This window comes from Rhodovulum adriaticum (assembly GCF_004345735.1).
GTDB classification, from domain to species: Bacteria; Pseudomonadota; Alphaproteobacteria; order Rhodobacterales; family Rhodobacteraceae; genus Rhodovulum; species Rhodovulum adriaticum.
This window is the reverse complement of sequence record NZ_SLXL01000001.1, coordinates 261,804-287,538: the sequence shown is the minus strand read 5'-3', so window position 1 is coordinate 287,538 and position 25,735 is coordinate 261,804. Positions and strand designations below refer to the sequence as shown.

Here is a 25,735-nt window from a genome sequence, read left to right as displayed (position 1 = left end):
ACACGGGGTCCGGGGATGACCGGGCCTCTCTGGGATCGGGGGCAGGGGCCGCTGACGGGCCTGTTCCCACAACATCGCCGAAGAAGAGGTAACACAACATGGCCAAAGTCATCGGGATCGACCTTGGGACCACCAACTCTTGCGTCGCCATCATGGACGGTGCGCAACCCCGCGTGATCGAGAATGCCGAGGGCGCGCGTACCACGCCCTCTATCGTCGCCTTCACCGACAACGAACGCCTTGTCGGCCAGCCGGCCAAGCGCCAGGCGGTCACCAACCCCGACAACACCGTCTTTGCGGTCAAGCGCCTGATCGGGCGCCGCGCCGATGATGCCGAGGTGGAAAAGGACAAGAAGCACGTCCCCTATTCCATCGTCGACGGCGGCAATGGCGACGCCTGGGTCGAGGTGAAGGGCGACAAGTACAGCCCCAGCCAGATCTCTGCCTTCATCCTGCAGAAGATGAAGGAAACCGCCGAGAGCTATCTGGGCGAAACGGTCGAGCAGGCGGTCATCACCGTGCCGGCCTATTTCAACGACGCCCAGCGTCAGGCCACCAAGGATGCCGGCAAGATCGCCGGCCTGGAGGTTCTGCGCATCATCAACGAACCGACCGCGGCCGCGCTGGCCTATGGCCTGGACAAGAAGGACAGCAAGACCATCGCGGTCTATGACCTTGGCGGCGGTACCTTCGACATCACCATCCTGGAAATCGACGACGGCCTGTTCGAGGTGAAATCCACCAACGGCGATACCTTCCTGGGCGGCGAAGATTTCGACATGCGCATCGTCGCCTATCTGGCGGATGAGTTCAAAAAGGAACACGGCGTCGATCTGTCCAAGGACAAGATGGCCCTGCAACGCCTGAAAGAGGCGGCGGAAAAGGCCAAGATCGAGCTGTCCTCGTCCAGCCAGACCGAGATCAACCAGCCGTTCATCTCTATGGATGCCAATACCGGCACGCCGCTGCACATGGTGATGAAGCTGACCCGCGCCAAGCTGGAAAGCCTGGTCAGCGACCTCATCAAGAATTCGATCAAGCCGTGCCAGGCCGCGCTGAAGGATGCGGGCCTGTCCACCAGCGACATCGATGAGGTCGTTCTGGTCGGCGGCATGACCCGCATGCCCCGCGTGATCGAAGAGGTGACCAAGTTCTTTGGCAAGGAACCGCACAAGGGCGTGAACCCGGACGAGGTCGTCGCCATGGGCGCCGCGATCCAGGCCGGCGTGCTGCAGGGTGACGTCAAGGATGTCGTGCTGCTGGACGTGACGCCGCTGTCGCTGGGCATCGAAACGCTGGGCGGTGTGTTCACCCGCCTGATCGACCGCAACACCACGATCCCGACCAAGAAGAGCCAGATCTTCTCGACCGCCGAGGACAACCAGAACGCGGTGACGATCCGGGTTTTCCAGGGTGAACGGGAAATGGCCGCCGACAACAAGCTGTTGGGCCAGTTCAACCTTGAGGACATCCCGCCCGCGCCCCGCGGCATGCCGCAGATCGAGGTGACCTTCGACATCGACGCCAACGGCATCGTGAACGTGTCGGCCAAGGACAAGGGCACCGGCAAGGAACAGAAGATCACGATTCAGGCGTCGGGCGGTCTGTCGGACGACGAGATCGACCAGATGGTCAAGGACGCCGAGGCCAATGCCGAGGCCGACAAGACCCGCAAGGAACTGGTCGAGACCAAGAACCAGGCCGAAAGCCTGATCCACGCGACCGAAAAGTCGATCCAGGATCATGGCGACAAGGTCGATCCCTCCACGGTCGAGGCGATCGAACTGGCCGTGGCCGCGCTGAAGGACACGCTGGAAACCGAGGATGCCGGCAAGATCAAGGGCGGCATCCAGAACGTGACCGAGGCCTCGATGCGGCTGGGCGAAGCGATCTACAAGGCCCAGCAGGAAGAATCCGGCGAGGCCGATGCCGATGACGCCGACGAGCCCAGCAGCGTTGACGACGATATCGTCGATGCCGAGTTCGAGGATCTCGACGACGACAAGAAGCGTTCGTAAGGGCGCGCGACGCCGAATATGGCCGGCCCGGACCCCGGGCCGGTCGCGTGTTTCCGACAATAAGGACAGCTGATGGCAAAGCGCGATTATTACGAGGTTCTGGGCATCTCCCGCGGCGCCACGGCCGAAGAGATCAAGAAGGCCTACCGCCGCAAGGCCAAGGAGCTGCACCCCGACCGCAACGCCGACAACCCCGACGCCGAGGCCCAGTTCAAGGAAGTCAACGAGGCGCATGACGTTCTGAAAGACCCCGAGAGGAAAGCCACCTACGACCGCTTCGGTCATGCGGCCTTTGAGGGGGGCATGGGCGGTGGGCCGCGCGGCCCCGGTGGCATGGGCGGTATGGGGCAGGGCGATTTCGCCTCTGCCTTTTCCAACGTGTTCGACGACCTGTTCGGCGATTTCATGGGCGGCGCCCAGGGCGGGCGGCAGCGCGCCACGCGCGGGTCCGACCTGCGCTATAATCTGCGGATCACGCTGGAAGAGGCGCACCAGGGCCTGCACAAGACGATCAACGTTCCCGGCTCTATTCCGTGCGACGTATGCAACGGCACCGGGGCAGAGGGCGGCGCGGAACCGACCACCTGCCCGACCTGTTCGGGCATGGGCAAGGTGCGCGCGCAGCAGGGCTTCTTTACCGTGGAACGGACCTGCCCCACCTGCGGCGGCCTGGGCCAGATCATCAAGAACCCGTGCAAGGCCTGCGGCGGTGCAGGCCGGGTGGAAAAGGACCGCGCGCTGAGCGTGAATATCCCCGCGGGCGTGGAAACCGGCACCCGTATCCGCCTGGCCGGCGAGGGCGAGGCCGGGCTGCGCGGCGGACCGCCGGGCGATCTGTATATCTTCATCGAGGTGGCCCAGCACCCGCTGTTCGAACGCGACGGGCTGAACCTGTTCTGCCGCGTGCCGGTGCCGATGGCGACCGCCGCCCTGGGCGGCGAGATCGAGGTGCCCACCATCGACGGCGGCCGGTCGCGCGTGAAAATCCCCGCCGGCAGCCAGTCCGGCCGCCAGATGCGCCTGCGCAGCAAGGGCATGCCGCCGCTGCGCGGGACGGGGGCGGGCGACATGTTCATCGAACTGGCGGTGGAAACCCCCGTCAACCTGACCGCGCGCCAGAAAGAACTGCTGCGCGAGTTCGAGGAACTGAGCGAGGAAAACAACCCCGAGGGTTCGTCCTTCTTCAAGAAGGTCAAAAGCTTCTGGGACGGGATGAAGAGCTGACGCAGCCGCGTTAACCGTCTGTTCATCCCGCTGCGGCACCCTGCGGGGCATGTGCCCTGGCCCCGATACCGATTTTGGCGAACCGCCCCTGCCGCTTTTCGCGGTGGGGGCGGCGCCGGTTCAGGCTGGGGGATCGCGTCTGCCATCCTACATCCGCGATCATCGCAAGCGGCTGCGCGACCGTTTCATGCAGGGCGGCGCCGCGGCCCTGCCCGATTACGAATTGCTGGAACTGGTGCTGTTCCGTGCCATGCCGCGCCAGGATGTCAAACCGCTGGCCCGCGCGTTGCTGGATCGGTTCGGGGATTTCAACGGCGTGCTGTCCGCCCCCGCCCCCCGCCTGGAAGAGGTGCCGGGCCTTGGCCCCGCCGTTCTGGTGGAATTGAAGCTGGTGGAGGCCGCCGCGCACCGCCTGGCGCGCAGCTGGGTGATGCAGCGCCCGGTGATCTCTGGCTGGGACGCGCTGATCGATTACTGTCGTGCCGCGATGGCACATCGCGAAACCGAACAGTTCCGCATCCTGTTCCTGGACCGCAAGAATGTGCTGATCGCCGACGAGGAACAGGCGCGCGGCACGGTGGATCACGTCCCCGTCTACCCGCGCGAGGTGGTCAAGCGCGCGCTGGAACTGAACGCCTCGGCGTTGATCCTGGTGCACAACCATCCCTCTGGCGATCCCACGCCGTCGCAGGCCGATATCGCCGTGACCGGGCAGGTGCGCGATGCCTGCGGCGTGCTGGCGCTGACCCTGCACGACCATATCATCGTGGGCCGGGCGGATGTTCTCAGCTTTCGGGCAGAGGGGTATCTGTAGGCGGCGCCTCAGCGCAGCCAGACCTCGACCCGGCGGTTTATCAGGCCGCCCCAGTCGCTTTGATCGCAGGCGATCGGCAGCGCCTCGCCAAAGGCGGCGACCCGCAGGGCCACGGCCGCAGGGTCGGCCGCCGTGGCCCGCGCGCGCACCGCGTCGCGCACCGCCTCGGCCCGGTCGCGGGCGATCCGGCGGTTCACCGTGGCCGCCCCGGCCCCGTCGGTGAACCCCACGAAGATCAGCGTACGCCCGTTGAACAGCCCCGCCTCCAGCGCGCGGGCCAGGGCCGCGACATTGGCATGGGACTGCGCGTCCAGTTCCGTGGCCCCGTTGCGAAAGCGAAAGGTGCTGGTCAACCGCTCTGCCCCGTCAAGGATGCGCACCAGCCGCTTCAATTCGGACAGCGGAACCTCTGTCCCGGCGGTGGAAATGGCCTGGGCCAGGCGGTCGCCCTGCTGGCGCAGCGGGATACGGTCGCGCATCAGATCGACGAACCCCGCGCGGCGCACGACCAGCTGCGCGGTCGGGCTTTGCAGGTAGTCCAGGAACTCGCGGGCGAACAGCGGTAGGCGGCGGGCGGGCGTATACAGAAACAGCGGCGCGACGAAGGGGTAATCCTCGGTCTTGATCGTTTCGCGGGTGGCCAGCAGGCGCATGCCGCAGCCCCCGATCAGCGGCAATTGCCGCGCCGCGCGCGTGGCGGAATGGCGTGTCAGTCCCAGCCCCAGTGGATCGCGGGCCACGGCCCTGTCCAGTGTGCGGGCGTCGGGGTGGCGCCGGGCGCCCTCTGCCGGCGGTGTGTCGCCCAGCAAGCGGCGTGCCGCGGCCTGTTGCAGCCCGTCCCGCGCACCCAGCAGGTGTACGGATACCGGCGCCTCGGGGCCGTTCAGCGCGGACCAGTCGGTGATGTCGCCGCGCAGCAGGGCGATCATGTCGGCGATTTCCAGCGCCTGCACCGGGTGGCCGGGGGCAACCACCGGCACGATGGCATCCAGGGCCACGACATGGCGCCGCTCTGGCTGGGACAGATCGCCCAGCCCGGCCTCGCGCGCGCGGCGCAGTTCCTGGGCAAAGGGTTCGCGCGCGGCCATGACGATATCGGCCTCTTCGGCCACCAGATCGGCAAAGCCCTCGTCGGTGCTGCCCAGCCGCAGGCCGATTTCCGCGACCAGGTGGCCGTGTTCGCGATCGCTGAGGCGGAATAGCGTCAGCCCCTTGCCCGCGGCTGTGCGGGTCAGTTGCAGGCCGCGGCGGGCGGCGTGTGCCTCGATCAGGGCGGGCATCAGCACGGCGCCCAGGGCAGGGCTGCCCGACAGGGTAAAGCGGGCGACATAGGCCTCCATGTCGGGGCAGCCGGGGCCGGTGCAGATCACGCCCTGGCTGTCCAGGGTCAGGGGGCCGTAAACCGTGTCGACCCGGTAGAATTCGCCGTCAAAGCTGAGAAGCGTGCCGCTGACCGCGAACGCGCCATCGCGCGAGGTCAGGGTGACATCCTGCGCGGGGGCCATGGCGGGCAGCCCAAGATGAAACAGCGCGGCGAGAACCGCCGCGCGAATGAGAAACCGCATCCTGCACCGAACCGGGTGACGTTACCGTGCGGCGAGTGTCCAGTCTGGCGAGAGGTTTTTCAACACCAGAAATTCGCCCACTGCGCCGCAGTCCGGAACGGTCAGGTTCAGCGGATGCGCGGTCAGGGTATCGCCGGTGCCGGGCAGGGCGATCATGGCCGTCACGTCGCGCCCGCAATTGGCCGGTGTGATCTCCATCTCTATCGACAGGCGGGCGGTGGGCGCTGTCGCGCGGGTGGCATAGAGCTGGGCAATGCCGGTGCCGGGCAGGTCCATGCTATGGATGCGTCCGGTGCCGGTGGCCTTGCCGGGTCGCAGATGATCCACCGCGCCGCTCGCGGTGTCACCCTCGTGGACATGCAGTTGCACCCCGGCATCCGCCGGCGCGATCAGCCCGGCGCGCAGGTGCAGGGCGTCGGGGCCGGTCGGGGCGGGCAGGTCCACGCCTGTATCGTCGGCAAAGGCGATGCGCGTGGCGGGCCCGGCCAGGGACGGCAGTGTCAGCATCAGGCGTCCCAGATGATCCGTGCGGGCGGACAGGCGCAGTGCGCCCAGCGTGATGTCCGCCCTCTGGTTCAGGTGGCAGGGCGCGGCCAGCGTCAGGTGCAGGCCCTGCCTGTCGGCAGGGGCAAGGATAAGGTCCGGATCGCAGGGCAGGCCGAACGGCCCAAGCCGGGGCAGGGGGGGCGCGGCCGCTTGATCGGCCGGCAGGCGCGGCGCGGCGGGAACGCGCAACTGTCCACGTGTCCGGGTCGGGTCCGGCGCCTGGGGCAGACGGGGCATCCCGGCATCGGCGGGGGGCAGCGATACGATCGGGCTGAGGCGGGGCGTTGCGGGGCCGGGGGCTGGCGCCGGGGCCAGAAGGCCGATCAGGCTCTTGGTGCCGAACACGATGACCATGCTCAGCCCGATGGCCACCAGCCTCTGATGCCTTGGGTGCAGCTTCACCCGATCCTCCGAAAATACCGTTTCACCGTCCAGCGATAGCGCCCGATTTGGGCAGTGGTATGGCATCGAGGCGCCCTCCATGTGCGCGGCGGCGGTTGCATGCGGCGGCCCGAAAGTGTGACACTCGGGCCATGGCCCGCCCGGCCCCAGACCCGCAACACCGGAGAGCGACGTGACCGACCGGCCGATCCATGCCCAGAGTGCCGAGGATGTCCTGCGCATCGCGGGGGACAATCCATGGCGCAAATACCCCGCGCCCCAGTCGCAGGGCGACCGGCTGTATCCCATCGCCCGCCCGCGCCCGCGCCCGAGCTTTGCCATCGCGCCGGGGGACAGCATCTATGCGATGGGCTCGTGCTTTGCCCGCAACCTGGAGGGGGCGCTGGATCAGCTTGGCCTGGAGGTGCTGAGCCGCAGGCTGAACTATGCCGACATGGTGCCCGAGGACCGGCTGGCGGCGAATTTCCTGAACAAGTATTCCATCCACTCGATGCTGAACGACCTGGAATGGGCGCTGGACCCGTCCAGCTATCCGGGCGAAACGGCAGTATTCCACCTGCCGCGCGGCGCGAACATGATCTTCGACCCCCAGTTGGGCATTCCCAAGCTGCCGGGGCCGGTGGCCGATGTTCTGGCCTTCAAGGAGCGGTATTTCGCGTCGGTCGGCCAGATCTTTCAGGCCGACGTCATCATTCTGACGCTGGGCTATGTGGAAACCTGGTTCGATATCGGCCTGGGGCGCTACCTGAACCTTGCGCCGCCCCGGCAGGTGGTCGAGGCCCATCCGGGCCGGTTCGAGTTTCGCGTGCTCAGCTACGAGGATGTGCTGGCGGGCTTGCGCCGGTTCCACGCGTTGCTGGTGGCCCACCGCGACCGGCCGCTGCGGTTGCTGGCGACGGTCTCGCCTGTGCCGATGGCGGCAACCTTTCGCGATTGCGATGTGCTGACCGCGAACGCCTATTCCAAGGCCGTGCAGCGGGCCGCGCTGGAACAGTTCGCCGCCGAAACAGAGGGCGTCGATTACTTTCCCTCTTACGAAAGCGTTGCCCTGTCGGACCCGGCGGTGGCCTGGCGGGCGGATGATTACCGGCATGTCTCTGGCGACATGGTCATGCAGATCATGGACAGCGTGCTGCGCGCCTATATGGGCGAAGAGGTGGCCGCGCAGACCCGCGAGGACACCCATCCCGACGCGACCATTCTGGCCGAGGCCCGCCTGCTGAGCCGTGCCGAGAACTGGACCGAACTGGCCGCGCTGCTGGATGCGGACCCTGCGGTGATGGACCGCCACCCCAACCTGATCGGCATGCGGGCCACCGCCTGCAAGGCCCTGGGCGATCTGGACGGCTGCTATGCGATCCTGCATCGCGGCCACAGCATCGCCCCGGAGCAGCCCGGTTTCGTGGAACGGATGGTCTGGGTGTCGGTGCATGCGGGCGAAACCCTGCGGGCGCAGCAGTGGTTCCGCTATCACCGCGACAATTTCCCTGACCGGCACGCCGATTTCCGGGCGCAGATCGGTGCATCGCTGGATGTGGCGTAGGCGCCCGCGCGCAATCGGCGCGAGCGCCCGCGTTCAGGTGCGGAAGATGCGGTAGATCGCGGGGATCACCAGCACCGTCAGCGCGGTGGAGGATGCCAGCCCGAACAGCAGCGAGATCGCCAGCCCCTGGAAGATCGGATCGGCCAGGATGACCGAGGCCCCGATCATCGCTGCCAGTGCGGTCAGCAGGATCGGCTTGAACCGGGTCGCCCCGGCCTCGACCAGCGTGTCGACCGTCACCTTGCCGTCCGGGTCGGCGTTTCGGATGAAATCTACCAGCAGGATCGAGTTGCGCACGATGATACCGGCCAGCGCGATGAAGCCGATCATCGACGTGGCCGAAAAGGGGGCCGAGAACAGCCAGTGCCCCAGCATGATCCCGAGGAAGGTCAGCGGCACCGGCGTCAGCACCACCAGCGGCAGCCGGAACGATCCGAACTGCGCCACCACCAGGATGTAGATCCCCACCAGTGCCACGCCAAAGGCCGCGCCCATGTCGCGGAAGGTGATATAGGTCACCTCCCATTCGCCATCCCACAAGAGCACGCTGTCCTCGGATGACAGGGGTTGGCCGTGCAGCTTGATCTGGGGCTTGGGCAGATCTGCCCAGTCCATTTCGTCGATCCGGTCCTGGACGGCCAGCATGCCGTAAAGCGGGGCCTCGAATTCACCGGCCAGTTCGGCCGTCACCATCTCGGTATAGCGGCCGTTGTGGCGGAAGATCGGGTAGGACGCGTGTTCCTCGGTGATCTGCACCACGTCGCCCAGTTCCACCACGCCGCGCCCGCCGGGCAGGGCGTTTGCCGGGACCGGGGTGGACAGGACGCGTTCGTCGATCACCCGGTCGGACTGGTCCCGCGCCACCACGATGGGGATCGGCACGCGCCCCTCGCCCCGGTGGGAATAGCCCACGGTGGTTTCGCCGTTCAGCAGGCGCATCGTGTCCAGCGCGTCCGCCTCTTGCACGTCGAAAAAGGCCAGGTCCGAGGGGCTGAGTTCCGCGCGCAACCGCCGCGGCTGCACGCCAAAGCTGTCATCCACATCCACGATGAAGGGCGTATCCTCGAACGCCTGGCGCACCTTGGCGGCCACCGCACGGCGGGTTTCGGCGTCGGGGCCATAGATTTCGGCCAGCAGCGTGGCGATCACCGGCGGGCCGGGGGGCGGCTCGACCACCTTCAGCGAACTGCCGGGTGGCAGGTCCAGGGGGCGCAGCCGCTCGCGCAGGTCCAGCGCGATGTCGTGGCTGTCGCGCTCGCGGTCATGTTTGGGGGCCAGGTTGACCTGCACATCGCCCTGTTCGGGGTATTCACGCAGGAAGTAGTGCCGCACCAGCCCGTTGAAGTTGAAGGGCGCCGCCGTGCCCGCATGGGTCTGCGCCGAGATCACCTCGGGCATGTCCAGCGCGATATGGGCGACCGATTGGGCGACCGCATCCGTTGCCTCGACCGACGATCCCTCGGGCAGGTCGATGACCACCGACAGCTCCGACTTGTTGTCGAAGGGCAGCAGTTTCACCGTCACGTCCTTGGTATAAAGCGCGGCCATCGACCCGAAGGAGACCACCACCACGGCCAGCAGGAAGGTCAGGCTGATCCATTTGCGCGACAGGATCGGGCGGACCACGGCGGCATAGATGCGCCCCAGCGTGCCGCCGGGATGGGCGGCGTCGCCCTCGTGGTCATGTGTGGGGGCGCGGCCTGCGATTTTCACCATCAGCCAGGGCGTGATCATCACCGCCACGAAGAAGGAGAAGATCATCGCCGCCGAGGCATTGGCGGGAATGGGGCTCATATACGGGCCCATCAGGCCGGACACGAACAGCATTGGCAGCAGGGCCACGACCACGGTCAGGGTCGCGACGATGGTCGGGTTGCCGACCTCGGCCACGGCCTCGATCGCGGCCTGAACGCGGGTTCTGCCGGTGCCCTTCATGGCCCAGTGGCGGGCGATGTTTTCAATGACGACGATGGCGTCGTCCACCAGAATTCCGATGGAGAAGATCAGCGCGAACAACGACACCCGGTTCAGCGTGTAGCCCATGATATGGGCGGCAAACAGGGTCAGCAGGATCGTCACCGGGATCACGATGGCCACGACGATGGCCTCGCGCCAGCCGATGGCGAACAGCACCAGTGCCACGATGGAAATCGTCGCTAGGCCCAGGTGGAACAGCAGTTCGTTGGCCTTTTCGCTGGCGGTTTCGCCGTAATCGCGGGTGGTTTCCACCTCGATGGAATCGGGGATGATGCGCCCCTCCATCTCGTGCAGGCGATGCAGGACGTGTTCGGCCACGACCACCGCGTTGGCGCCCGCGCGCTTGGCCAGGGCCAGGGTCACGGCGGGGCGGCGGATGACCTCGCCATCCTGGCCCTTGATCAGGCTGGCGACGTGGTGTTCGTCCAGATCGTGGACAAAGGCCACCTCGGCCACGTCGCGGACATAGACGGTGCGCCCGTCGCGCGCGGTCAGTTCCAGATTGCCGATTTCCTCGGGGGTGGACAGGGTCTGGCCCAGCACCAGCGCGATCTGTTGCCCGCTGTCGCGCACCCGCCCCGCTGGCGCGGCGGAGTTCGCGCTTTCGACCTTGGCGACAAGCTGTTGCAGGGTGATCCCGTAAAGCGCCAGCTTTTCCGGATCGGGGGCCACGCGCAGGGCCTCTTCGGTTTCGCCGACCAGGTAGGTCAGGCCGACATCCTCGATCTTGGTCAGTTCGACCTCGACCTCGCGGGCGACGCGGGTCAGGTCGGCGGCGGTCAGGGCTGTCTGCCCCGCCGCGGGGCTGAAGGTCAGCGCCACGATGGCCACGTCGTTGATGCCCCGGCCCACGACCAGCGGTTCGGGAATGCCCGTGGGAATGCGGTCCAGGTTGGCAAGTATCTTGTCGCGGACGCGCAGGATCGCGGTGTCCTGGCTCAGCCCCACCTCAAAGCGGGCGGTGACCATCACCTGATCGTCGCCGGTCTGGGAATAGACGTGCTCGACCTCGTCGATGCCCTTGACGATGGTTTCCAGCGGTTCGGTCACCAGCTTGACCGCGTCCACCGCGCGCAACCCGTCGGCGCGGACATGGATATCGACCAGCGGCACGGAAATCTGCGGCTCTTCCTCACGCGGCAGGGCCATCAGCGCGATCAGGCCCACGGCCAGCGCGGCCAGCAGCAGCAGCGGCGTCAGCGGCGAGCGGATAAAGCCGCGGGTCAGGTTGCCGGCGATGCCCAGCGGTGTCTTGCGCGGGGTGTCCCCGCCAGCCTGCGGTTCAGTCATTTTCGGTCACCACACGGTCGCCGGCAAACAGGCCGGACAGGATTTCGCGCCATTCCTGGCCGTCGTGGCGGACCAGTTCGCCCGGCACCACGCTGCGTTCCATCATGCCCTGGGGTGTGCGGACGGTGACGAAGTCCAGCCCCGCGCGGCGGGTCAGGGCGCTGTCAGGCACCAGCAGGGCGCTGCGCGACCCCACCGGCAGGCGCACGGGCACCCGCCGCCCGACAAAGCGGCCATCCAGCCCCGCAACCTCGACATCGGCCAGAACGCGGCCGCCCTCGATCTGCGGATAGACCTTGGCCAGCCGTCCGGTCGTGCCCTCCATCCCCGATCCGGCGCCCAGGGTGATCTCTCCGCCCTGTTGCAGGGTGGTGGCGTGGCGTTCGGGGATGGACAGGCGCAGGAACACGCCGCCGCCGCCGATCTCGGCCACGGTTTCGCCGGGGTTGATGACCGAGCCCAAGGAGATCGGCACCGACAGCACGACGCCATTATCGGGCGACAGGACCGCGCCCTCGGTCACCTGCTGTTCGATCACGCGGCGTTCGGCGCGGGTGCTTTCGATCTGGCCCTGCAATACCTCGACCTGGGTGCGCAACTGGTCCAGCCGCTGCTGGGTGATGACCCCGCGTTCGCGCAGGGCCGCGCCCCGGTCCAGATCGGTCTGGGCGGTGTCCAGCTGATTTTCCAGCGAGGTCAGCTGCGCATCGAGCGCCCGAAGCTGAAATGCCAGCTTGTCATCCTCGACCCGGGCGATCTGCTGGCCGGCCTCGACCCGGTCGCCCTCGGTCACGGTCAGTTCTACGACGGTGCCACCGATGCGGGCGCGGGCGGGGACGCGGTCGCGGGTTTCCACCTCGCCATAGACGGCTTTCCATTCGGTGATTTCGACGGGTTCCAGAACCAGCGTCTCGGCCGTGGCCGGCAGCGCCGCAAGGGCGGCCAGCAGCATGAGGATCGGTCTCAACATCTCTCGCTCCTTCTAGGGGTGGCCCCGATGATGCCCTGTCGCCCCTTTTCTGTGACACGATTCTGCGTGTGGGACGAACAAATGCAAATTTTTGAATGTATGGCCGTGAATCACCTGTTTGGCAAGGGGCAAGGACGATCGCCAAACAGGGGGGCGTGGTCAGCCAGTTCGGCGGGTCGGCCAATCGGTGCCGGATGCGCGCGCCGATCCTGCCCTTGGCGGCTGGGTCGAATCCGTGGCGCGATCGGACGCGCTGCCCAATTCGTGGGCGTGGGCCGTTGCCATGGCGCCCCACTGGGCGAAAACCGGCGGGAAACCCTTTGCAATTGCAGCAAGGGGGCCGCATCTTCGGGGCGCTGATACAGCCTTTAGCGCTACTGCGACCAAGCTATTTTGCCGTTATTTCCCTCTGGGAGTCCGCAACCCTGATGCCCATAACCGGTTTTTTCCGTTTCGATCCGCAGCTTTTGCACCTGTCCCCCGAGGTTTGGGCGCTTTTGCTGATCTCGGCGCTGGCAACGGTCATCGTGGCCCTTGCGGTTGTCGCGAATCGCCGCCCCCTGTCTCGCCTTATGCGGGAGCGCGATGACGCGCAGGCGGTGCAAAGTTCCCATACAGGCAATCCTCTGCGGTTGGGCGGGGTCGCGATCTTTGCGGGGCTGGGCGCCGGGATCCTGATCGGCGATTGGGAGGATGCGACCTTGCCCGCGCTGCTGTTGATGTCGGCGCTGCCTGCCCTGCTGGCGGGCCTGTGGGAGGATCTGGGCCATCGGGTTTCGCCGTTTCGCCGCCTGCTGGCCTCGTTCGTGGCGGGCGCGGTGGCGGTTGCGGCCCTGGGGTCCTGGGTGATGCGGGCGGATCTCCCCGGGCTTGACGGACTTATGGCATTTGCGCCGTTGGCGATCCTTTTGACGGTGTTCGTTTCGGCGGGGTTCTGCCACGCCACGAACCTGGTGGACGGGATGAACGGTCTGGCCGGGGTCATCATCATTTCGGCCAGCATTGCACTGGCCTTGCTGGCGCAGGGCGCCGGGCAGGGGGATCTGGCGCTGATGGCGGCCCTGCTGGGCGCGGCAATGGTCGGGTTCTTTCTGTTGAACTGGCCTTTCGGGACCATTTTCATGGGCGATGCGGGATCCTATGGCGTGGGGCATACGCTGATCTGGATCGCCTTTCTGTTGGCAGCCCGTGAACCGGACATCGCCGTTCCCGCGCTGTTGCTGATCCTGTTCTGGCCCTTTGCGGACACGCTGCATTCCATCGCGCGGCGCCTGTCCAGCCGCGCCCCGGTGTTCGCGCCTGACCGGATGCACCTGCACCAGAAGATGCGCCGCTTCATCGAGATCGTGTGGCTGGGCGGTGCGCATCGCCAACGGTCCAATCCGATGGCGACGCTGGCCCTGGCGCCGATGATCGTGATGCCTGTGATCGCAGGGGTACTGCTGTCCCATGACGCCCGGGCTGCGTGGATTGCGCTGGCCGTGTTCGGCGGGTTGTTCGCGGTGACCAATGTCGCGATCACCCGCATGGCCGTGCGGCGGCGGCGCAAGTTCCGGCAGGAAACGGAGACCGTGGCGCAGACCTCGGAATGTTCGCCCCTGTCGCATACATATACCGGCTATGGCCGCACCATGCTGGTGCGGATCTACCGCAAGACGGGCGAAAAGGACTGGCGGCTAGCGATCATAGACCGCGACAATGCCCCGGTTGAGTGGGCCAATACCTTTGCCACCGATGCCGCGGCCGCGGCCGAATTCCAGGCAACGGTGGAAAATGGCATGATCGGTGGGCTGCTGACCGACAACCCGCCACCGCGGAAGGACGCTCAGCCCATCAGCGCGGACAGGTAGCGGCCATATTCGTTCTTGGCGAACTGGGCGGCGCGCTTGGCCAGATCCTCGGCGGTGATCCACCCCTTGGCAAAGGCGATCTCGTCCAGGCAGCCGGTTTGCAGGCCCTGCCGCTGTTGTAGTGTGCGCACGAAATTGCCCGCGTCCAGCAGGCTGGCATGGGTGCCGGTATCCAGCCAGGCATACCCCCGGCCCATCCGTTCCACCTGCAACTTGCCCGCGGCCAGGTACATTTCCAGCAGCGTGGTAATCTCCAGCTCGCCGCGGGGCGAGGGCTGCACCTCACGCGCCAGGCGCGGTGCGTCGCCATCCAGGAAATACAGCCCCGTCACCGCGTAGCGCGAGGGGGGAACCGTCGGTTTTTCCACGATCTCGCGCACCTTGCCATCCGCGTCGAAGCCGACCACGCCATAGCGTTCGGGATCCGAAACATGGTAGCCGAACACCGTGCCGCCGCTATCCTGCGCATCCGCCTGGGCCAGCATGTCGGGCAACCCGTGCCCAAAGAAGATGTTGTCGCCCAGCACCATGGCCGAGGGGGCGCCGTCCAGGAAATCCTCTGTCAGGGTATAGGCCTGGGCCAGCCCGTCCGGGCTGGGCTGAACCACGTAATGCAGCGCAAGGCCCCATTGGCTGCCATCGCCCAGCACGCGGCGGAACTGGTCCTGATCCTGGGGGGTGGTGATGATCGCGATTTCCCGGATACCGGCCAGCATCAGCACGCTGAGCGGGTAATAGATCATCGGTTTGTCATAGACGGGCAGCAACTGCTTGGACACGCCCATGGTGATCGGATACAGCCGTGTGCCCGAGCCACCGGCCAGGATGATGCCCTTGCGCGTGGTCATGGTCCGTCCTTTCCAACGTCTGCGATGATGTCCGGCAGGGCGGCGCGCCAGTCCGGCCGGGCAATGCCAAAGGCCCGTTCCGTCGCGCTGCAATCCAGCCGGGAATTCAGCGGCCGCGCCGCCGGGGTGGGGTAATCGCGGGTCGGGATGCCGTGCACCGCGACATCGCGCCCTGCCGCGGCAAAGATCGCCTGGGCAAAGCCTTTCCAACTGGTGTCGGGTGTGCCGGAAAAGTGGTAGGTTCCCGCCTTGTCCGGGGATCTGGCCAATTCCTCGGCGATGGTCAGGCAGGCCGCGGCGATGGCCCCGGCGGGGGTGGGGCCGCCGATCTGGTCGTCCACGATGCGCAGGCTGTCGCGGGTTTCCGACAGGGTCAGCATCGTTTTCAGAAAATTCCGCCCGTGGGCTGACACCACCCAAGAGGTGCGCAGGATCGCAAAACGCCCGCCCGCTGCGGCAATGCCGCGTTCGCCGGCCAGCTTGGTCCGGCCATAGGCGTTGCAGGGGGCGGGCCCCTCTTCGGGGTGGCGGGGCAGGGTGCCGCTGCCATCGAACACGTAATCGGTGGAAATATGGACAAATGGTACGTCCAGCGCCGCGGCCGCGCGGGCCATCGCGGCGGGGGCATCACCATTGATGCGCAGGGCCAGGGGTTCATCCGCTTCGGCGGCATCGACGGCGGTATAGGCCGCAGCGTTGATAATGGCCGAGGGGGCGGCCTGGCGGATCAGCGCCGCGCAGGCGTCAGGATCGGACAGGTCGGCCTGATCCCGCGACAGGTAGCGGGCCAGCGGCGCCCGGCGCTGCAATTCCGTGGCGACCTGCCCGGTCGCGCCAAAGACCAGCATGCTCATCCGCCCAGCCCCACGCGCGTTTCGACACCGCCCTCGGCCAGAAGCGGATGCCACCACTCGTCATTGTTCAGGAACCAGTCCAGCGTGCGGGCCAGCCCCTCCTCGACCGAGACCGAAGGCTGCCAGTCCAGTTCGCGCTGGATACGCGCCGGATCGATCGCATAGCGCGCATCGTGGCCGGGCCGGTCGGCGACGAATTCCACCAGGTCACGATGCGGCCCCGCCGCCCGCGGGCGGCGGTCGTCCAGCAGATCGCAGATCGTGTGCACCAGGTCGATGTTGCGCCGTTCGTTATGGCCGCCGATGTTATAGCTGCGGCCCACCTGGCCCTTTTCCAGCGCCAGCAGCAGCGCCTCGGCGTGGTCCTCGACATACAGCCAGTCGCGCACGTTTTCACCGCGCCCGTAGACCGGGATCGGGCGACCGGCCAGCCCGTTCAGGATCACCTTGGGGATCAGTTTTTCGGGGAACTGGAAGGGGCCGTAATTGTTGGAACAGTTGGTCAGCACAACCGGCAGGCCATAGGTTTCGTGCCAGGCCCGCACCAGGTGGTCCGAGGCCGCCTTGGACGCCGAATAGGGGCTGCGCGGATCGTAGGGGGTGTCCTCGGTGAACAGGCCGGTCGCCCCCAGGCTGCCGTAAACCTCGTCGGTGGAGATGTGGTGAAAGCGGAAGCTGTCCGGCCGACCCTGCGCCTGCCAGTGGGTGCGGGCGGCCTCCAGCAGATTACAGGTGCCGGTGACGTTGGTTTCCACGAAATCCAGCGGCCCGTCGATGGATCTGTCCACATGGCTTTCGGCGGCCAGGTGCATGATTGCGTCCGGCGCGTGCGCGGCGATGATCCGGTCCAGCGCGGGGCGGTCGCGCAGGTCGGCATGTTCGAAACGGTAAAGCGGGCTGTCGGCGACGCTGGCCACGTTTTCCGGCCGCCCGGCATAGGTCAGCGCGTCGAGATTGATGATCTCATGCCCGCGCGCGATGGCCAGGCGCACCACCGCAGAGCCGATGAAACCGCAGCCGCCGGTTACGAGAATGCGCATCAGGCCCCACCCCACGCAAAGGGGGTGTCGATGTCGCGCAGCCAGGGGGCGGCGGCATCCTTGTCCGACAGCACGGCCGGGCCGGTCAGGCCCCAGTCGATGCCGATATCCGGGTCGTCATGGCGCACCGCACCTTCGCAGTCCGGGGCATAGTAGTCGGAACACTTGTAGATGATTTCGGTTTCCTCGCTGCGGGTGGCAAAGCCATGCAGGAAACCCGCCGGGATCAAGAGCTGGCGACCATTTTCAAAGCTCAGCTCGGCCCCGACCCATTGGCCATAGGTCGGGCTGCCGCGGCGAATGTCGACGGCCACGTCGAACAGCACCCCGCGCCCGCAGCGCACCAGCTTGGCCTGGGCGTGCGGCGGGGCCTGAAAATGCAGCCCACGCACCGTGTTCGCGCGGACCGAGAAGGAGTGATTGTCCTGCACGAAATCCAGGTCGATACCATGATCGGCAAAGCGCTGGCGGTTCCAGCTTTCGCAAAAGAATCCGCGCGCATCGCCGAACCGCGCGGGTTCGATCAGCAGCACACCCGGAAGGGCGGTTTCGGTTACCTGCACGACCTTGCCTCCGCTTTAATTCGCCCTTGCCATAGCAAGAGGCAGGGGCGTTGTCACGGGAAAGGGGGGTGCGTGATCGGGCCGTTCTGCACCCAGGTAAAACTGATGCACGCAGACATCCTGGGGGGCGCATCAAGACATTGAAAAAGTGCCTTTCCCAACGGCATTGTATTACGATGGGCGATATGTCCTCCTCGGGGTGGGTCGATCGCTGAGGAAAGAGTGCGACCACAAACGGTGGAACCAGCCGAGGAAGGATCGACGACCAGATGAAAAAGGCACTGATCACGGGCATCACCGGGCAGGATGGCAGCTACCTGGCAGAGCTTTTGCTGGAAAAGGGCTATGAGGTGCACGGGATCAAGCGCCGGGCGTCGCTGTTCAACACCCAGCGGATCGACCATGTGTACCAGGATCCGCACAGCAATCACCAAAGGCTAAAGCTGCATTACGGCGATCTGACAGACAGTTCCAACCTGACCCGCATCCTGCGCGAGGTTCGGCCGGACGAGGTCTACAACCTCGGCGCGCAGTCCCATGTCGCCGTCAGCTTTGAATCGCCCGAATACACCGCCGACGTGGACGCCATCGGCACCCTGCGCCTGCTGGAGGCGATCCGCTTTCTGGGGCTGGAAAAAAGCACGCGGTTCTATCAGGCCTCCACCTCCGAGCTGTACGGACTGGTGCAAGAGGTGCCGCAGCGCGAAACCACGCCGTTCCACCCGCGCAGCCCCTATGCGGTGGCCAAGCTTTATGCCTACTGGATCACCGTGAACTATCGCGAGGCCTACGGGATGTATGCCTGCAACGGGATCCTCTTCAATCACGAAAGCCCGCGCCGCGGCGAAACCTTCGTCACCCGCAAGATCACCCGCGGCCTGTCCAACATCGCCCAGGGGCTGGAGGATTGCCTGTACATGGGCAATATCGACGCGCTGCGCGACTGGGGGCATGCCAAGGATTACGTCCGCATGCAGTGGATGATGCTACAGCAGGACGCGCCAGAGGATTACGTGATCGCCACCGGCAAGCAGTATTCGGTGCGCGACTTCATCCGCTGGACGGCCGAGGATCTGGGCATCACCCTGCGGTTTCAGGGCGAAGGCACCGACGAGGTCGGCATCGTCGAAACCGTGACCGGCGACCGGGCGCCTGCGCTGAAACAGGGCGATATCGTGCTGCGGATCGATCCGCGCTATTTCCGCCCCGCCGAGGTGGAAACCCTGCTGGGCGATCCCACGAAGGCCCGCGAGAAACTGGGATGGCAGCCCGAGATTACCGCCCGCCAGATGTGCGCCGAGATGGTTGCCGAAGACCTGCAAACCGCCCGCCGCCATGCGTTGCTGCGTGAACACGGCATGGATTTCCCCGTCAGCCTGGAGGGCTGAGCCATGAAATACTACGTCGCCGGCCATCGCGGCATGGTGGGCAGCGCGATCCTGCGCCAGTTGCAGGCCCTGCAGGCCCAGGGCGCGGCGCTGGATCTGCTGACCCGTACCCATGCGGAACTGGACCTGACCGATCAGGCCGCCGTGCGCGCCTTCATGCAGGCCGAACGGCCGGACGTGGTGATCCTGGCCGCCGCCCGCGTGGGCGGCATCCACGCCAACAACACCTATCCGGCCGATTTCATCTACGACAACCTGATGATCCAGGCGAACGTCATCCACCAGGCCCATGCCGCCGGGGTGGAACGGCTGTTGTTTCTGGGGTCTTCCTGCATCTACCCGCGGGCCGCGGTCCAGCCGATGGCCGAGGATGCGCTGCTGACCGGGGTGCTGGAGCCCACGAACGAGCCCTACGCGATTGCCAAGATCGCCGGGATAAAGCTGTGCGAAAGCTACAACCGGCAACACGGGGTGGATTACCGGTCGGTCATGCCCACGAACCTGTATGGGCCGGGCGACAATTTCCACCCGGAAAACAGCCATGTTCTGCCCGCCCTGATCCGCCGCTTTCACGAGGCGGCACAGGCCGGTGCGTCAGAGGTGACGATCTGGGGCACTGGCACGCCCCGGCGCGAATTCCTGCATGTCGACGACATGGCCGAGGCCAGCCTGTTCGTGCTGGACCTGCCCCATGACACCTACGAGGCCAACACCCAACCGATGCTGAGCCATATCAACGTGGGCACCGGGCAGGACATCTCGATCCTGGAGCTGGCCCAGATCGTGGCAGAGGTGACCGGGTTCACGGGCCGCATCGGCACCGATCCGACGAAACCGGACGGCACCGCGCGCAAGCTGATGAACGTGGACCGCCTGGCCGCGATGGGCTGGCGGGCCAGGATCGGCCTGCGCGAGGGGATCGAAGGGGCCTATCGCTGGTTCCTGGACAACCGAGAAAATCTGCGCGGCTGAGCGCCCGCCATTCCCGCCATTCAGGAGTGTTTCGACCATGATCCATCCCGTCCTACTCTGCGGAGGGTCCGGCACCCGGCTCTGGCCGTTGTCACGCAAAAGCTATCCCAAGCAATTCACCCGGCTGGTGGGCGAGGAAAGCCTGTTCCAGGCCTCTGCCCGCCGCCTGACCGGCGAGGGTTTTGCCGCCCCGCTGATCGTGACGGGCGATCCGTTCCGCTTTATCGTGACCGAACAGCTGGCCGCCATCGAACAGGCGCCGCAGGCCGTCCTGATCGAGCCCGAGGGGCGCAACACCGCCCCCGCGATCCTGGCCGCCGCGCTGTATCTGGAACGGACCGATCCCGATGCCCTGATGCTGGTCGCGCCCTCGGACCATGTCATCCCCGACCCCGTGGCGTTCCGCGCCGCCGTGGCCACGGCCACGGATCGCGCGCGGGCGGGCCTGATGGTGACCTTTGGCATCACGCCCAAGCACCCTGAAACCGGCTATGGCTATCTGGAACTTGCCGCAGGCAGCGATCCCAAGGCCCAGACACCGCAACCCCTGGCCCGCTTTGTCGAAAAACCGGATGCCGCGCGCGCGGCCGCGATGCTGACCGCGGGCAACTACCTGTGGAACGCCGGTATCTTCCTGTTCTCGGCCCGCACGGTGCGCGCCGCGTTCGAGCAGCACGCCCCCGATCTGGTCGCGGGCGTCACCGCCGCGCTTGACGGCGCGGAGCTCGACCTCGGCTTTACCCGGCTGGCACCGGAGCCCTGGGCCGGGCTTGCTGACATCTCGGTCGATTACGCGGTGATGGAAAAGGCCACGAACCTGGAGGTGATGCCCTATCACGGGCACTGGTCCGATCTGGGCGGGTGGGATGCCGTCTGGCAAGAGGCAGGGCCAGACGCCGATGGCAATGTCTGTTCAGAGCGCGCCTCGGCCATCGATTGCCGCGATACCCTGCTGCGCTCGGAAACCGAGGACCAGCAGATCGTCGGCATCGGCCTGTCCGACACCATCGCCATCGCGATGGGCGATGCGGTTCTGGTTGCCCACAAGACCGACGCCCAACGCGTGAAAGAGGCCGTCGCGATCCTGAAGGAAAAGGGCGCCAGGCAGGCCACGGAATTTCCCCGCGACCACCGCCCCTGGGGCTGGTTCGAAAGCCTGGCCATGGGCGCCCGCTTTCAGGTGAAACGGATCGTCGTCCATCCCGGCGCATCGCTGTCGCTGCAATCCCACCATCACCGCTCGGAACACTGGATCGTGGTGCAGGGCACCGCGCGGGTCACCATTGATGACGAGGTGAAACTGGTGGCCGAGAACCAGTCCGTTTACATCCCCCTTGGCGCCGTACATCGCATGGAAAACCCGGGCAAACTGCCGATGGTCCTGATCGAGGTTCAGACCGGCAGCTATTTGGGCGAGGACGATATCATCCGCTACGAGGATCTGTACGCGCGCCGCTAGAGGGGTCCGCAGCGGCCCCTACCGCGGCGGCGACAGGACGGGATCGGGCGCGCCGTCTGAACGTGGGTGCGCGTCTGCGATCATGTATTGCGATTGGGGGGGGGGCGGGGTTCGGCGCTGCGGCGCCCGTGCGTTCCGCCGCGCTGCCCGGCAGATTGGCGGGATGGCGCCGGGCCGGTGTTTCGCACACCGGTCCGGCGCTGTTCATCAATCGTTGAAGTTCCTTGCGACGTCACGCGCCCGCAACAGGCCCGTGGCCGGCAGCAGCACACGACCCACAGTGTCGGACCAGCGGGTAACCGGATCCTTGGTCACGAAGATGATGTCCTGCGGCATGATCGGGAAGGATTTCATCATGATCAGCGTCGAGGCGTCTGTCAGGTCGAACTGAAAGACCACGTCGAACCCGCCGCTGCTGGCGTTGGTGCGGCGGAACACGAACACGCCCCTGGCGTTGGCGCGCTGGCGATCGATCCCGCCGACCTTGGCCAGGATCTCGGTCAGCGACTGCTTGCCGTTTTCCAGTTGCAGCGACCTGGTCGCGATCTCGCCGAAGATATAGACTTGGTTGCCGCGCAGTTCGGGCACATGCACGGTGTCGCCGGGCAGCAGCACCGGGTTATGCTGAAGCTGACCCTGTTCCAGGAACAGCCGCGCATTGATGGTGTATTCAACGCCGCGGCGGCGCAGCTTGATCCGTGACAGGTCGGATTCATTGCCCACGCCCGACGAGTTCAGCAGGTCGACCAGATGCAGCGGGACGTTGGTCAGGACGGTCGGCCCCGGATTGCCGATCGCGCCGGTGATCATGACGCTGTGCGCGCGAAACTTTTCCACGGCGACCTCGACCTGTGGGTCGCGCAGATAGGCCTGCAAACGTTCCGTCAGTTCGGCCCGGATTTCACGCAGGGTGCGGCCACGGCCGCGCACCTCTCCGACGAAGGGATAGAAGAACATGCCGGTTTCGTCGACGATCGGTCCCTCGCCCTGCGGCAGGCTGGGTTCGCCGCCGGTGGTGGTGCGCTCGGGCGTGGTCCAGACCTGAACGCGCAACTGGTCGCCGACCCCCACGCGGTAGGTATAGCGCGCCGGGCTGGGCGGCGGCGAGCCGATGTATTCCGCGCGCGGGCTGTAATACATCCCGACCGCATGTTCGATGTTTTCCGGCGTGACGCGCAGGACTGTCAGATTCGAGGGCAGTTTTTCCTGCGCGTTGCGGCTTACGGGGAACCGCATGTGCTCTCCACAACTGGCCAGGACCAGAAGGCAGCCAAGCATGAACGGGGCAAATTTCATTCCGGGTATGTCTCTGCTCTGTCGCTTTGCAAATTCCCCGGCCGCAAATGCCGGGCCGGTAGTTGGACGCACTCTAAGCGGGCATGTGCCCCGTTCCAAGGCCAACCTTCCCCCCGGTGCGGGATTTTCCGGCACGGTGTTGCATCAAAGGGTCGGGCGGCGAAAACGCCGCCATAGTGGCCCGATCACAACGATCAGGCCGCAGCACGCGCGGGCGACGCATTTTTCGTCTACCTACAGGCGTGCGAACGGGGTAGACGAGAGACATGTTGCACCGTCGCGCAGGACAGGCCGGGATTGTTGCGCTTGCCGCGCTTGTGGCAGGGGCATTGCCCGCGCCGTGGCCCGCCGCGCGGGCCCAACCGGTCATCACCACCGGGTTCAACACCTACGGCTATCCCGGTCTGATCGACATGCCCACGGCGCACAGCCGGCCTGATGGGGAACTGGCCTTCACTTCCAGCTTCTTTGCGGGGCAGTTGCGCAATACGGCGACCTTCCAGTTGTTGCCGCGTCTTTCGGGCAGCTTCCGCTACTCCAGCATGAAGGACATCCGCCCCAATGTCGGGGGCGCTGTGGTGAATTCCTATTTCGACCGCAGCTTCTCTTTGCATTACCGGCTGATGGATGAAACGCCGTCGCGTCCGGCGGTGGCGGTGGGCCTGAACGATTTCCTGGGTACGGGGCTGTATGCCTCTGAATACCTGGTGGCCAGCAAGACACTGAACGACAGACTGCGCCTGACCGGCGGGATCGGCTGGGGGCGGCTGGCCGGGGTGGGCGGCTTTGACAATCCGCTGGGGGTGTTTTCCGACAGTTTACGCACCCGTTCCGCCAAGGCGAAACCGCTGGGCGGGCGGGTCAATACCGGGAACTGGTTCCAGGGCGACGCGGCGCTGTTCGGCGGGGTCGAGTGGCAGGCCACCGAGCGGCTGTCTTTCGCGGTGGAATATTCCTCGGACGCGAACCCGAATGAATCGCCCTCGGCGTTCAAGCGTGAATCGCCCTTCAATTTTGGCGCGACTTACGCCCTGCGCCCCGGTGTCGCGCTGTCGGCGCATTATCTGTACGGCTCGGAACTGGGCGCGCAACTGACCATGACACTGAACCCCAAGTCGCCGCCGGCCTATGGGGGACGTGACAATGCCCCGCCGCCAGTGGTGCCGCGCGACAGCCTGGCCGCACTGGGATGGCCCGACGATGTGGTGGCCGAGGGTGGATTGCGGCAGAAGGTGGCCTCTGCCCTGGCGGCGCAGGGGATCGGCCTGCACGCCATGCAGTTGCAGGGCGACGCAGTGCGGCTGGAGATCGAGAACAACACCTACCCGCGCGAGGCGCAGGCGATCGGGCGCACCGCCCGCGCGCTGACCGGCCTTATGCCGCCGGGGGTGGAACGTTTTGTGATCGTGCCCGTTACCGCAGGGATGGCCGCGTCCGAGGTCGAGATCGCCCGCGGCGACCTGGAAACGCTGGAACACGACCTGCAAAACGGTTGGCGCAGCTACCAGCGCAGCCAGATCGGGGCCGCCGCTGCGGGGGCGCCGCCCGCCGTGCCCGGCCGATACCCGGCGTTCCAGTGGTCGCTGAAGCCCTACATCACGCCAAGCCTGTTCGACCCCGACAACCCGCTGCGCGCCGATCTGGGCGCCGAAGTGTCGGCGATGTTCCAGCCGATGCGCGGGGTCGAGGTTTCGGGCACCTTCCGCAAGAAGATCGTCGGCAACCTCGACCAGTCCACCCGGGCGTCTACCTCGGTGCTGCCGCGTGTGCGCAGCGATTTCAACCTGTATGACCGCGCCGGCGACCCCGAGGTCACCAGCCTGACCGGGGCCTATTATTTCAAGCCCGGCCAGGACATCTATGGCCGCGTGACCGCCGGTTACCTGGAACCGATGTTCGGCGGCGTCTCGGCGGAACTGCTATGGAAACCCGTCGACAGCCGCATGGCTCTGGGCGTGGAGGTCAACTATGCCAAGCAGCGCGATTTCAATCAGCTGTTCGGGTTTCAGGACTACGATGTGATGACCGGGCATGTGTCCGCCTACTGGGATATCGGCAACGGTTTCCATACGCAGGTAGATGCGGGGCGTTACCTGGCCGGGGACTGGGGGGCGACCTTTTCGCTGGACCGGGAATTCGAGAATGGCTGGCGGGTCGGGGCCTTTGCCACGCTGACCGATGTGCCCTTCAGCGATTTCGGCGAGGGATCCTTTGACAAGGGGATCCGCGTGACGGTGCCGATTTCGTGGCTGTCGGGTCAACCGACCAAGGACGCCTATACCGCCACCCTGCGCCCGGTCACGCGCGACGGCGGTGCCCGGCTGAACGTGGACGGGCGCCTGTATGACCGGGTGCGTCCGCTGCACCAACCGGAACTGAGCGACGGCTGGGGGCGTTTCTGGCGATGAGACATCCAGCCCCCAAGGCCGCCATCGCCGCGGCACTGTCCCTGGCCCTGGCCGGGTGTTCCAGCCTGCCCTTGCCGCGCTCTGCCGGCCCCGCACCCGACGCGCGGGCGCAACTGACGCGCGCCGCGTTGCAGGAACAGGGCCACCCGGTGATGTATGTCGCACTGCCCGCCATGGGCACCTCGGCGCTGCTTGCACCCAGCGGGCGCAACGGCGATGTCACGACCTGGAGCCAGGCAAACACCGTTTCGCTGTCCTTCGAGGCCGGGATACTGACCGCCACGCGGGGGCTGGGCGCAGACATGATGAGTGCCGAGTTGTCGGGCACCCGCGCCATGATGAACGGGGCCAGCCCCGAACGCGGCTATCCCCGACATATCGGCTATCTGGACGGCGAGTATCGCCAGCGGTTCCGTGGCTACCTGTGCAAGCCGGGCACACGGGCCGGCGAAACGATCACGATCATGGACCAGCCCCACCGCGTTACCCGCATCGAAGAGCGCTGCACCTCGCCCGAGGGCGGGTTCACCAATGTCTACTGGCGCGGCGCCAACGGCACGACGTGGAAATCGCGCCAATGGATCAGCCCTGAAATCGGCTATCTGGAGACTGAGTTGCTGGTTCGCTGAAACAGCGCTGCGAACTCCGGCAACTCTCGTCACCGCTGTAAATGCGCTGGACATCGGACGCCCTGAAGGGGGGCGCAGC

Annotated in this window: 19 protein-coding genes; 10 read left to right on the top strand and 9 right to left on the bottom strand. The window is 66.3% G+C overall.

Translation table 11 applies throughout. The features are described from left to right. Positions 1 to 98 precede the first annotated feature (98 nt). The 3 genes from dnaK to radC all read left to right on the top strand — a co-directional run bounded on the left by dnaK (position 99) and on the right by radC (position 4,056). Positions 99 to 2,018 carry a molecular chaperone DnaK gene (gene dnaK / locus EV656_RS01240; RefSeq protein ID WP_132598645.1) on the top strand — a complete coding sequence of 640 codons (1,920 nt, stop codon included), beginning with the start codon at positions 99 to 101 and terminating at the stop codon, positions 2,016 to 2,018. A 72-nt stretch (positions 2,019 to 2,090) separates the two neighbouring features. Continuing rightward, positions 2,091 to 3,242 carry a molecular chaperone DnaJ gene (gene dnaJ, locus EV656_RS01235; protein ID WP_132598643.1) on the top strand — a complete coding sequence of 384 codons (1,152 nt, stop codon included), beginning with the start codon at positions 2,091 to 2,093 and terminating at the stop codon, positions 3,240 to 3,242. Positions 3,243 to 3,291: 49 nt separating this feature from the next. Next, a complete protein-coding gene (gene radC / locus EV656_RS01230) occupies positions 3,292 to 4,056 on the top strand; it encodes a RadC family protein (protein ID WP_132598641.1) in 765 nt (254 codons plus the stop codon). A gap of 8 nt (positions 4,057 to 4,064) precedes the next feature. Here radC and EV656_RS01225 read toward each other — a convergent pair whose 3' ends face one another. Beyond that, complete coding sequence (locus EV656_RS01225) at positions 4,065 to 5,621, bottom strand: phosphate ABC transporter substrate-binding/OmpA family protein (protein ID WP_132598639.1); 1,557 nt, start codon at positions 5,619 to 5,621, stop codon at positions 4,065 to 4,067. A gap of 21 nt (positions 5,622 to 5,642) precedes the next feature. Further along, positions 5,643 to 6,635: a hypothetical protein gene (locus EV656_RS01220; RefSeq protein ID WP_132598637.1), complete on the bottom strand. Its 993-nt coding sequence runs from the start codon at positions 6,633 to 6,635 to the stop codon at positions 5,643 to 5,645. A gap of 106 nt (positions 6,636 to 6,741) precedes the next feature. Here EV656_RS01220 and EV656_RS01215 point away from each other — a divergent pair, with 106 nt between their 5' ends. Beyond that, the gene (locus EV656_RS01215; RefSeq protein ID WP_132598635.1) at positions 6,742 to 8,112 is read left to right on the top strand and encodes a GSCFA domain-containing protein; all 1,371 of its coding nucleotides are present in this window, start codon (positions 6,742 to 6,744) and stop codon (positions 8,110 to 8,112) included. A gap of 33 nt (positions 8,113 to 8,145) precedes the next feature. Here EV656_RS01215 and EV656_RS01210 read toward each other — a convergent pair whose 3' ends face one another. Beyond that, positions 8,146 to 11,379, bottom strand: a complete 3,234-nt coding sequence (locus EV656_RS01210) for an efflux RND transporter permease subunit (protein ID WP_132598633.1) — start codon at positions 11,377 to 11,379, stop codon at positions 8,146 to 8,148. Next, positions 11,372 to 12,349, bottom strand: coding sequence for an efflux RND transporter periplasmic adaptor subunit (locus EV656_RS01205; protein WP_132598631.1), 978 nt, complete (start codon positions 12,347 to 12,349; stop codon positions 11,372 to 11,374). Before EV656_RS01205 ends, EV656_RS01210 begins: the two co-directional genes overlap by 8 nt. A 428-nt stretch (positions 12,350 to 12,777) precedes the next feature. On the opposite strand from EV656_RS01205, the gene EV656_RS01200 reads away from it, so the two are divergent. Next, positions 12,778 to 14,199, top strand: coding sequence for an MraY family glycosyltransferase (locus tag EV656_RS01200; protein WP_165918913.1), 1,422 nt, complete (start codon positions 12,778 to 12,780; stop codon positions 14,197 to 14,199). On the opposite strand, the gene rfbA is transcribed toward EV656_RS01200, so the two are convergent. From rfbA to rfbC, 4 genes are read right to left on the bottom strand one after another with little or no spacing between them, the layout of a single operon-like run. Then, a complete protein-coding gene (gene rfbA, locus EV656_RS01195; protein ID WP_132598627.1) occupies positions 14,175 to 15,047 on the bottom strand; it encodes a glucose-1-phosphate thymidylyltransferase RfbA in 873 nt (290 codons plus the stop codon). The two genes, EV656_RS01200 and rfbA, sit on opposite strands and share 25 nt — an antisense overlap. Continuing rightward, positions 15,044 to 15,901, bottom strand: a complete 858-nt coding sequence (gene rfbD, locus EV656_RS01190; protein ID WP_132598625.1) for a dTDP-4-dehydrorhamnose reductase — start codon at positions 15,899 to 15,901, stop codon at positions 15,044 to 15,046. Before rfbD ends, rfbA begins: the two co-directional genes overlap by 4 nt. Continuing rightward, complete coding sequence (rfbB, locus tag EV656_RS01185) at positions 15,898 to 16,941, bottom strand: dTDP-glucose 4,6-dehydratase (protein ID WP_132598623.1); 1,044 nt, start codon at positions 16,939 to 16,941, stop codon at positions 15,898 to 15,900. The genes rfbD and rfbB overlap by 4 nt, the downstream gene beginning before the upstream one ends. After that, entirely contained in the window at positions 16,941 to 17,504 is a 564-nt protein-coding gene (gene rfbC, locus EV656_RS01180) for a dTDP-4-dehydrorhamnose 3,5-epimerase (RefSeq protein ID WP_132598621.1), read from the bottom strand. The genes rfbB and rfbC overlap by 1 nt, the downstream gene beginning before the upstream one ends. A gap of 269 nt (positions 17,505 to 17,773) precedes the next feature. Between rfbC and gmd the strand changes: the two genes are divergently transcribed. The 3 genes from gmd to EV656_RS01165 are packed head-to-tail and all read left to right on the top strand — an operon-like array spanning position 17,774 to position 21,323. Further along, positions 17,774 to 18,892, top strand: a complete 1,119-nt coding sequence (gmd, locus tag EV656_RS01175) for a GDP-mannose 4,6-dehydratase (RefSeq protein WP_132598619.1) — start codon at positions 17,774 to 17,776, stop codon at positions 18,890 to 18,892. 3 nt (positions 18,893 to 18,895) lie between these two features. After that, entirely contained in the window at positions 18,896 to 19,864 is a 969-nt protein-coding gene (gene fcl, locus EV656_RS01170; RefSeq protein WP_132598617.1) for a GDP-L-fucose synthase, read from the top strand. 37 nt (positions 19,865 to 19,901) lie between these two features. After that, positions 19,902 to 21,323 (top strand): mannose-1-phosphate guanylyltransferase/mannose-6-phosphate isomerase, encoded by a 1,422-nt coding sequence (locus EV656_RS01165; protein WP_132598615.1) that lies wholly within the window; start codon positions 19,902 to 19,904, stop codon positions 21,321 to 21,323. A 207-nt stretch (positions 21,324 to 21,530) separates the two neighbouring features. Here EV656_RS01165 and EV656_RS01160 read toward each other — a convergent pair whose 3' ends face one another. Continuing rightward, the gene (locus EV656_RS01160) at positions 21,531 to 22,559 is read right to left on the bottom strand and encodes a polysaccharide biosynthesis/export family protein (protein ID WP_165918912.1); all 1,029 of its coding nucleotides are present in this window, start codon (positions 22,557 to 22,559) and stop codon (positions 21,531 to 21,533) included. A 326-nt stretch (positions 22,560 to 22,885) separates the two neighbouring features. Here EV656_RS01160 and EV656_RS01155 point away from each other — a divergent pair, with 326 nt between their 5' ends. Then, the gene (locus EV656_RS01155) at positions 22,886 to 25,027 is read left to right on the top strand and encodes a YjbH domain-containing protein (RefSeq protein ID WP_132598611.1); all 2,142 of its coding nucleotides are present in this window, start codon (positions 22,886 to 22,888) and stop codon (positions 25,025 to 25,027) included. Then, complete coding sequence (locus tag EV656_RS01150; protein WP_132598609.1) at positions 25,024 to 25,656, top strand: YjbF family lipoprotein; 633 nt, start codon at positions 25,024 to 25,026, stop codon at positions 25,654 to 25,656. The genes EV656_RS01155 and EV656_RS01150 overlap by 4 nt, the downstream gene beginning before the upstream one ends. The last annotated feature ends 79 nt before the right edge of the window (positions 25,657 to 25,735 follow it).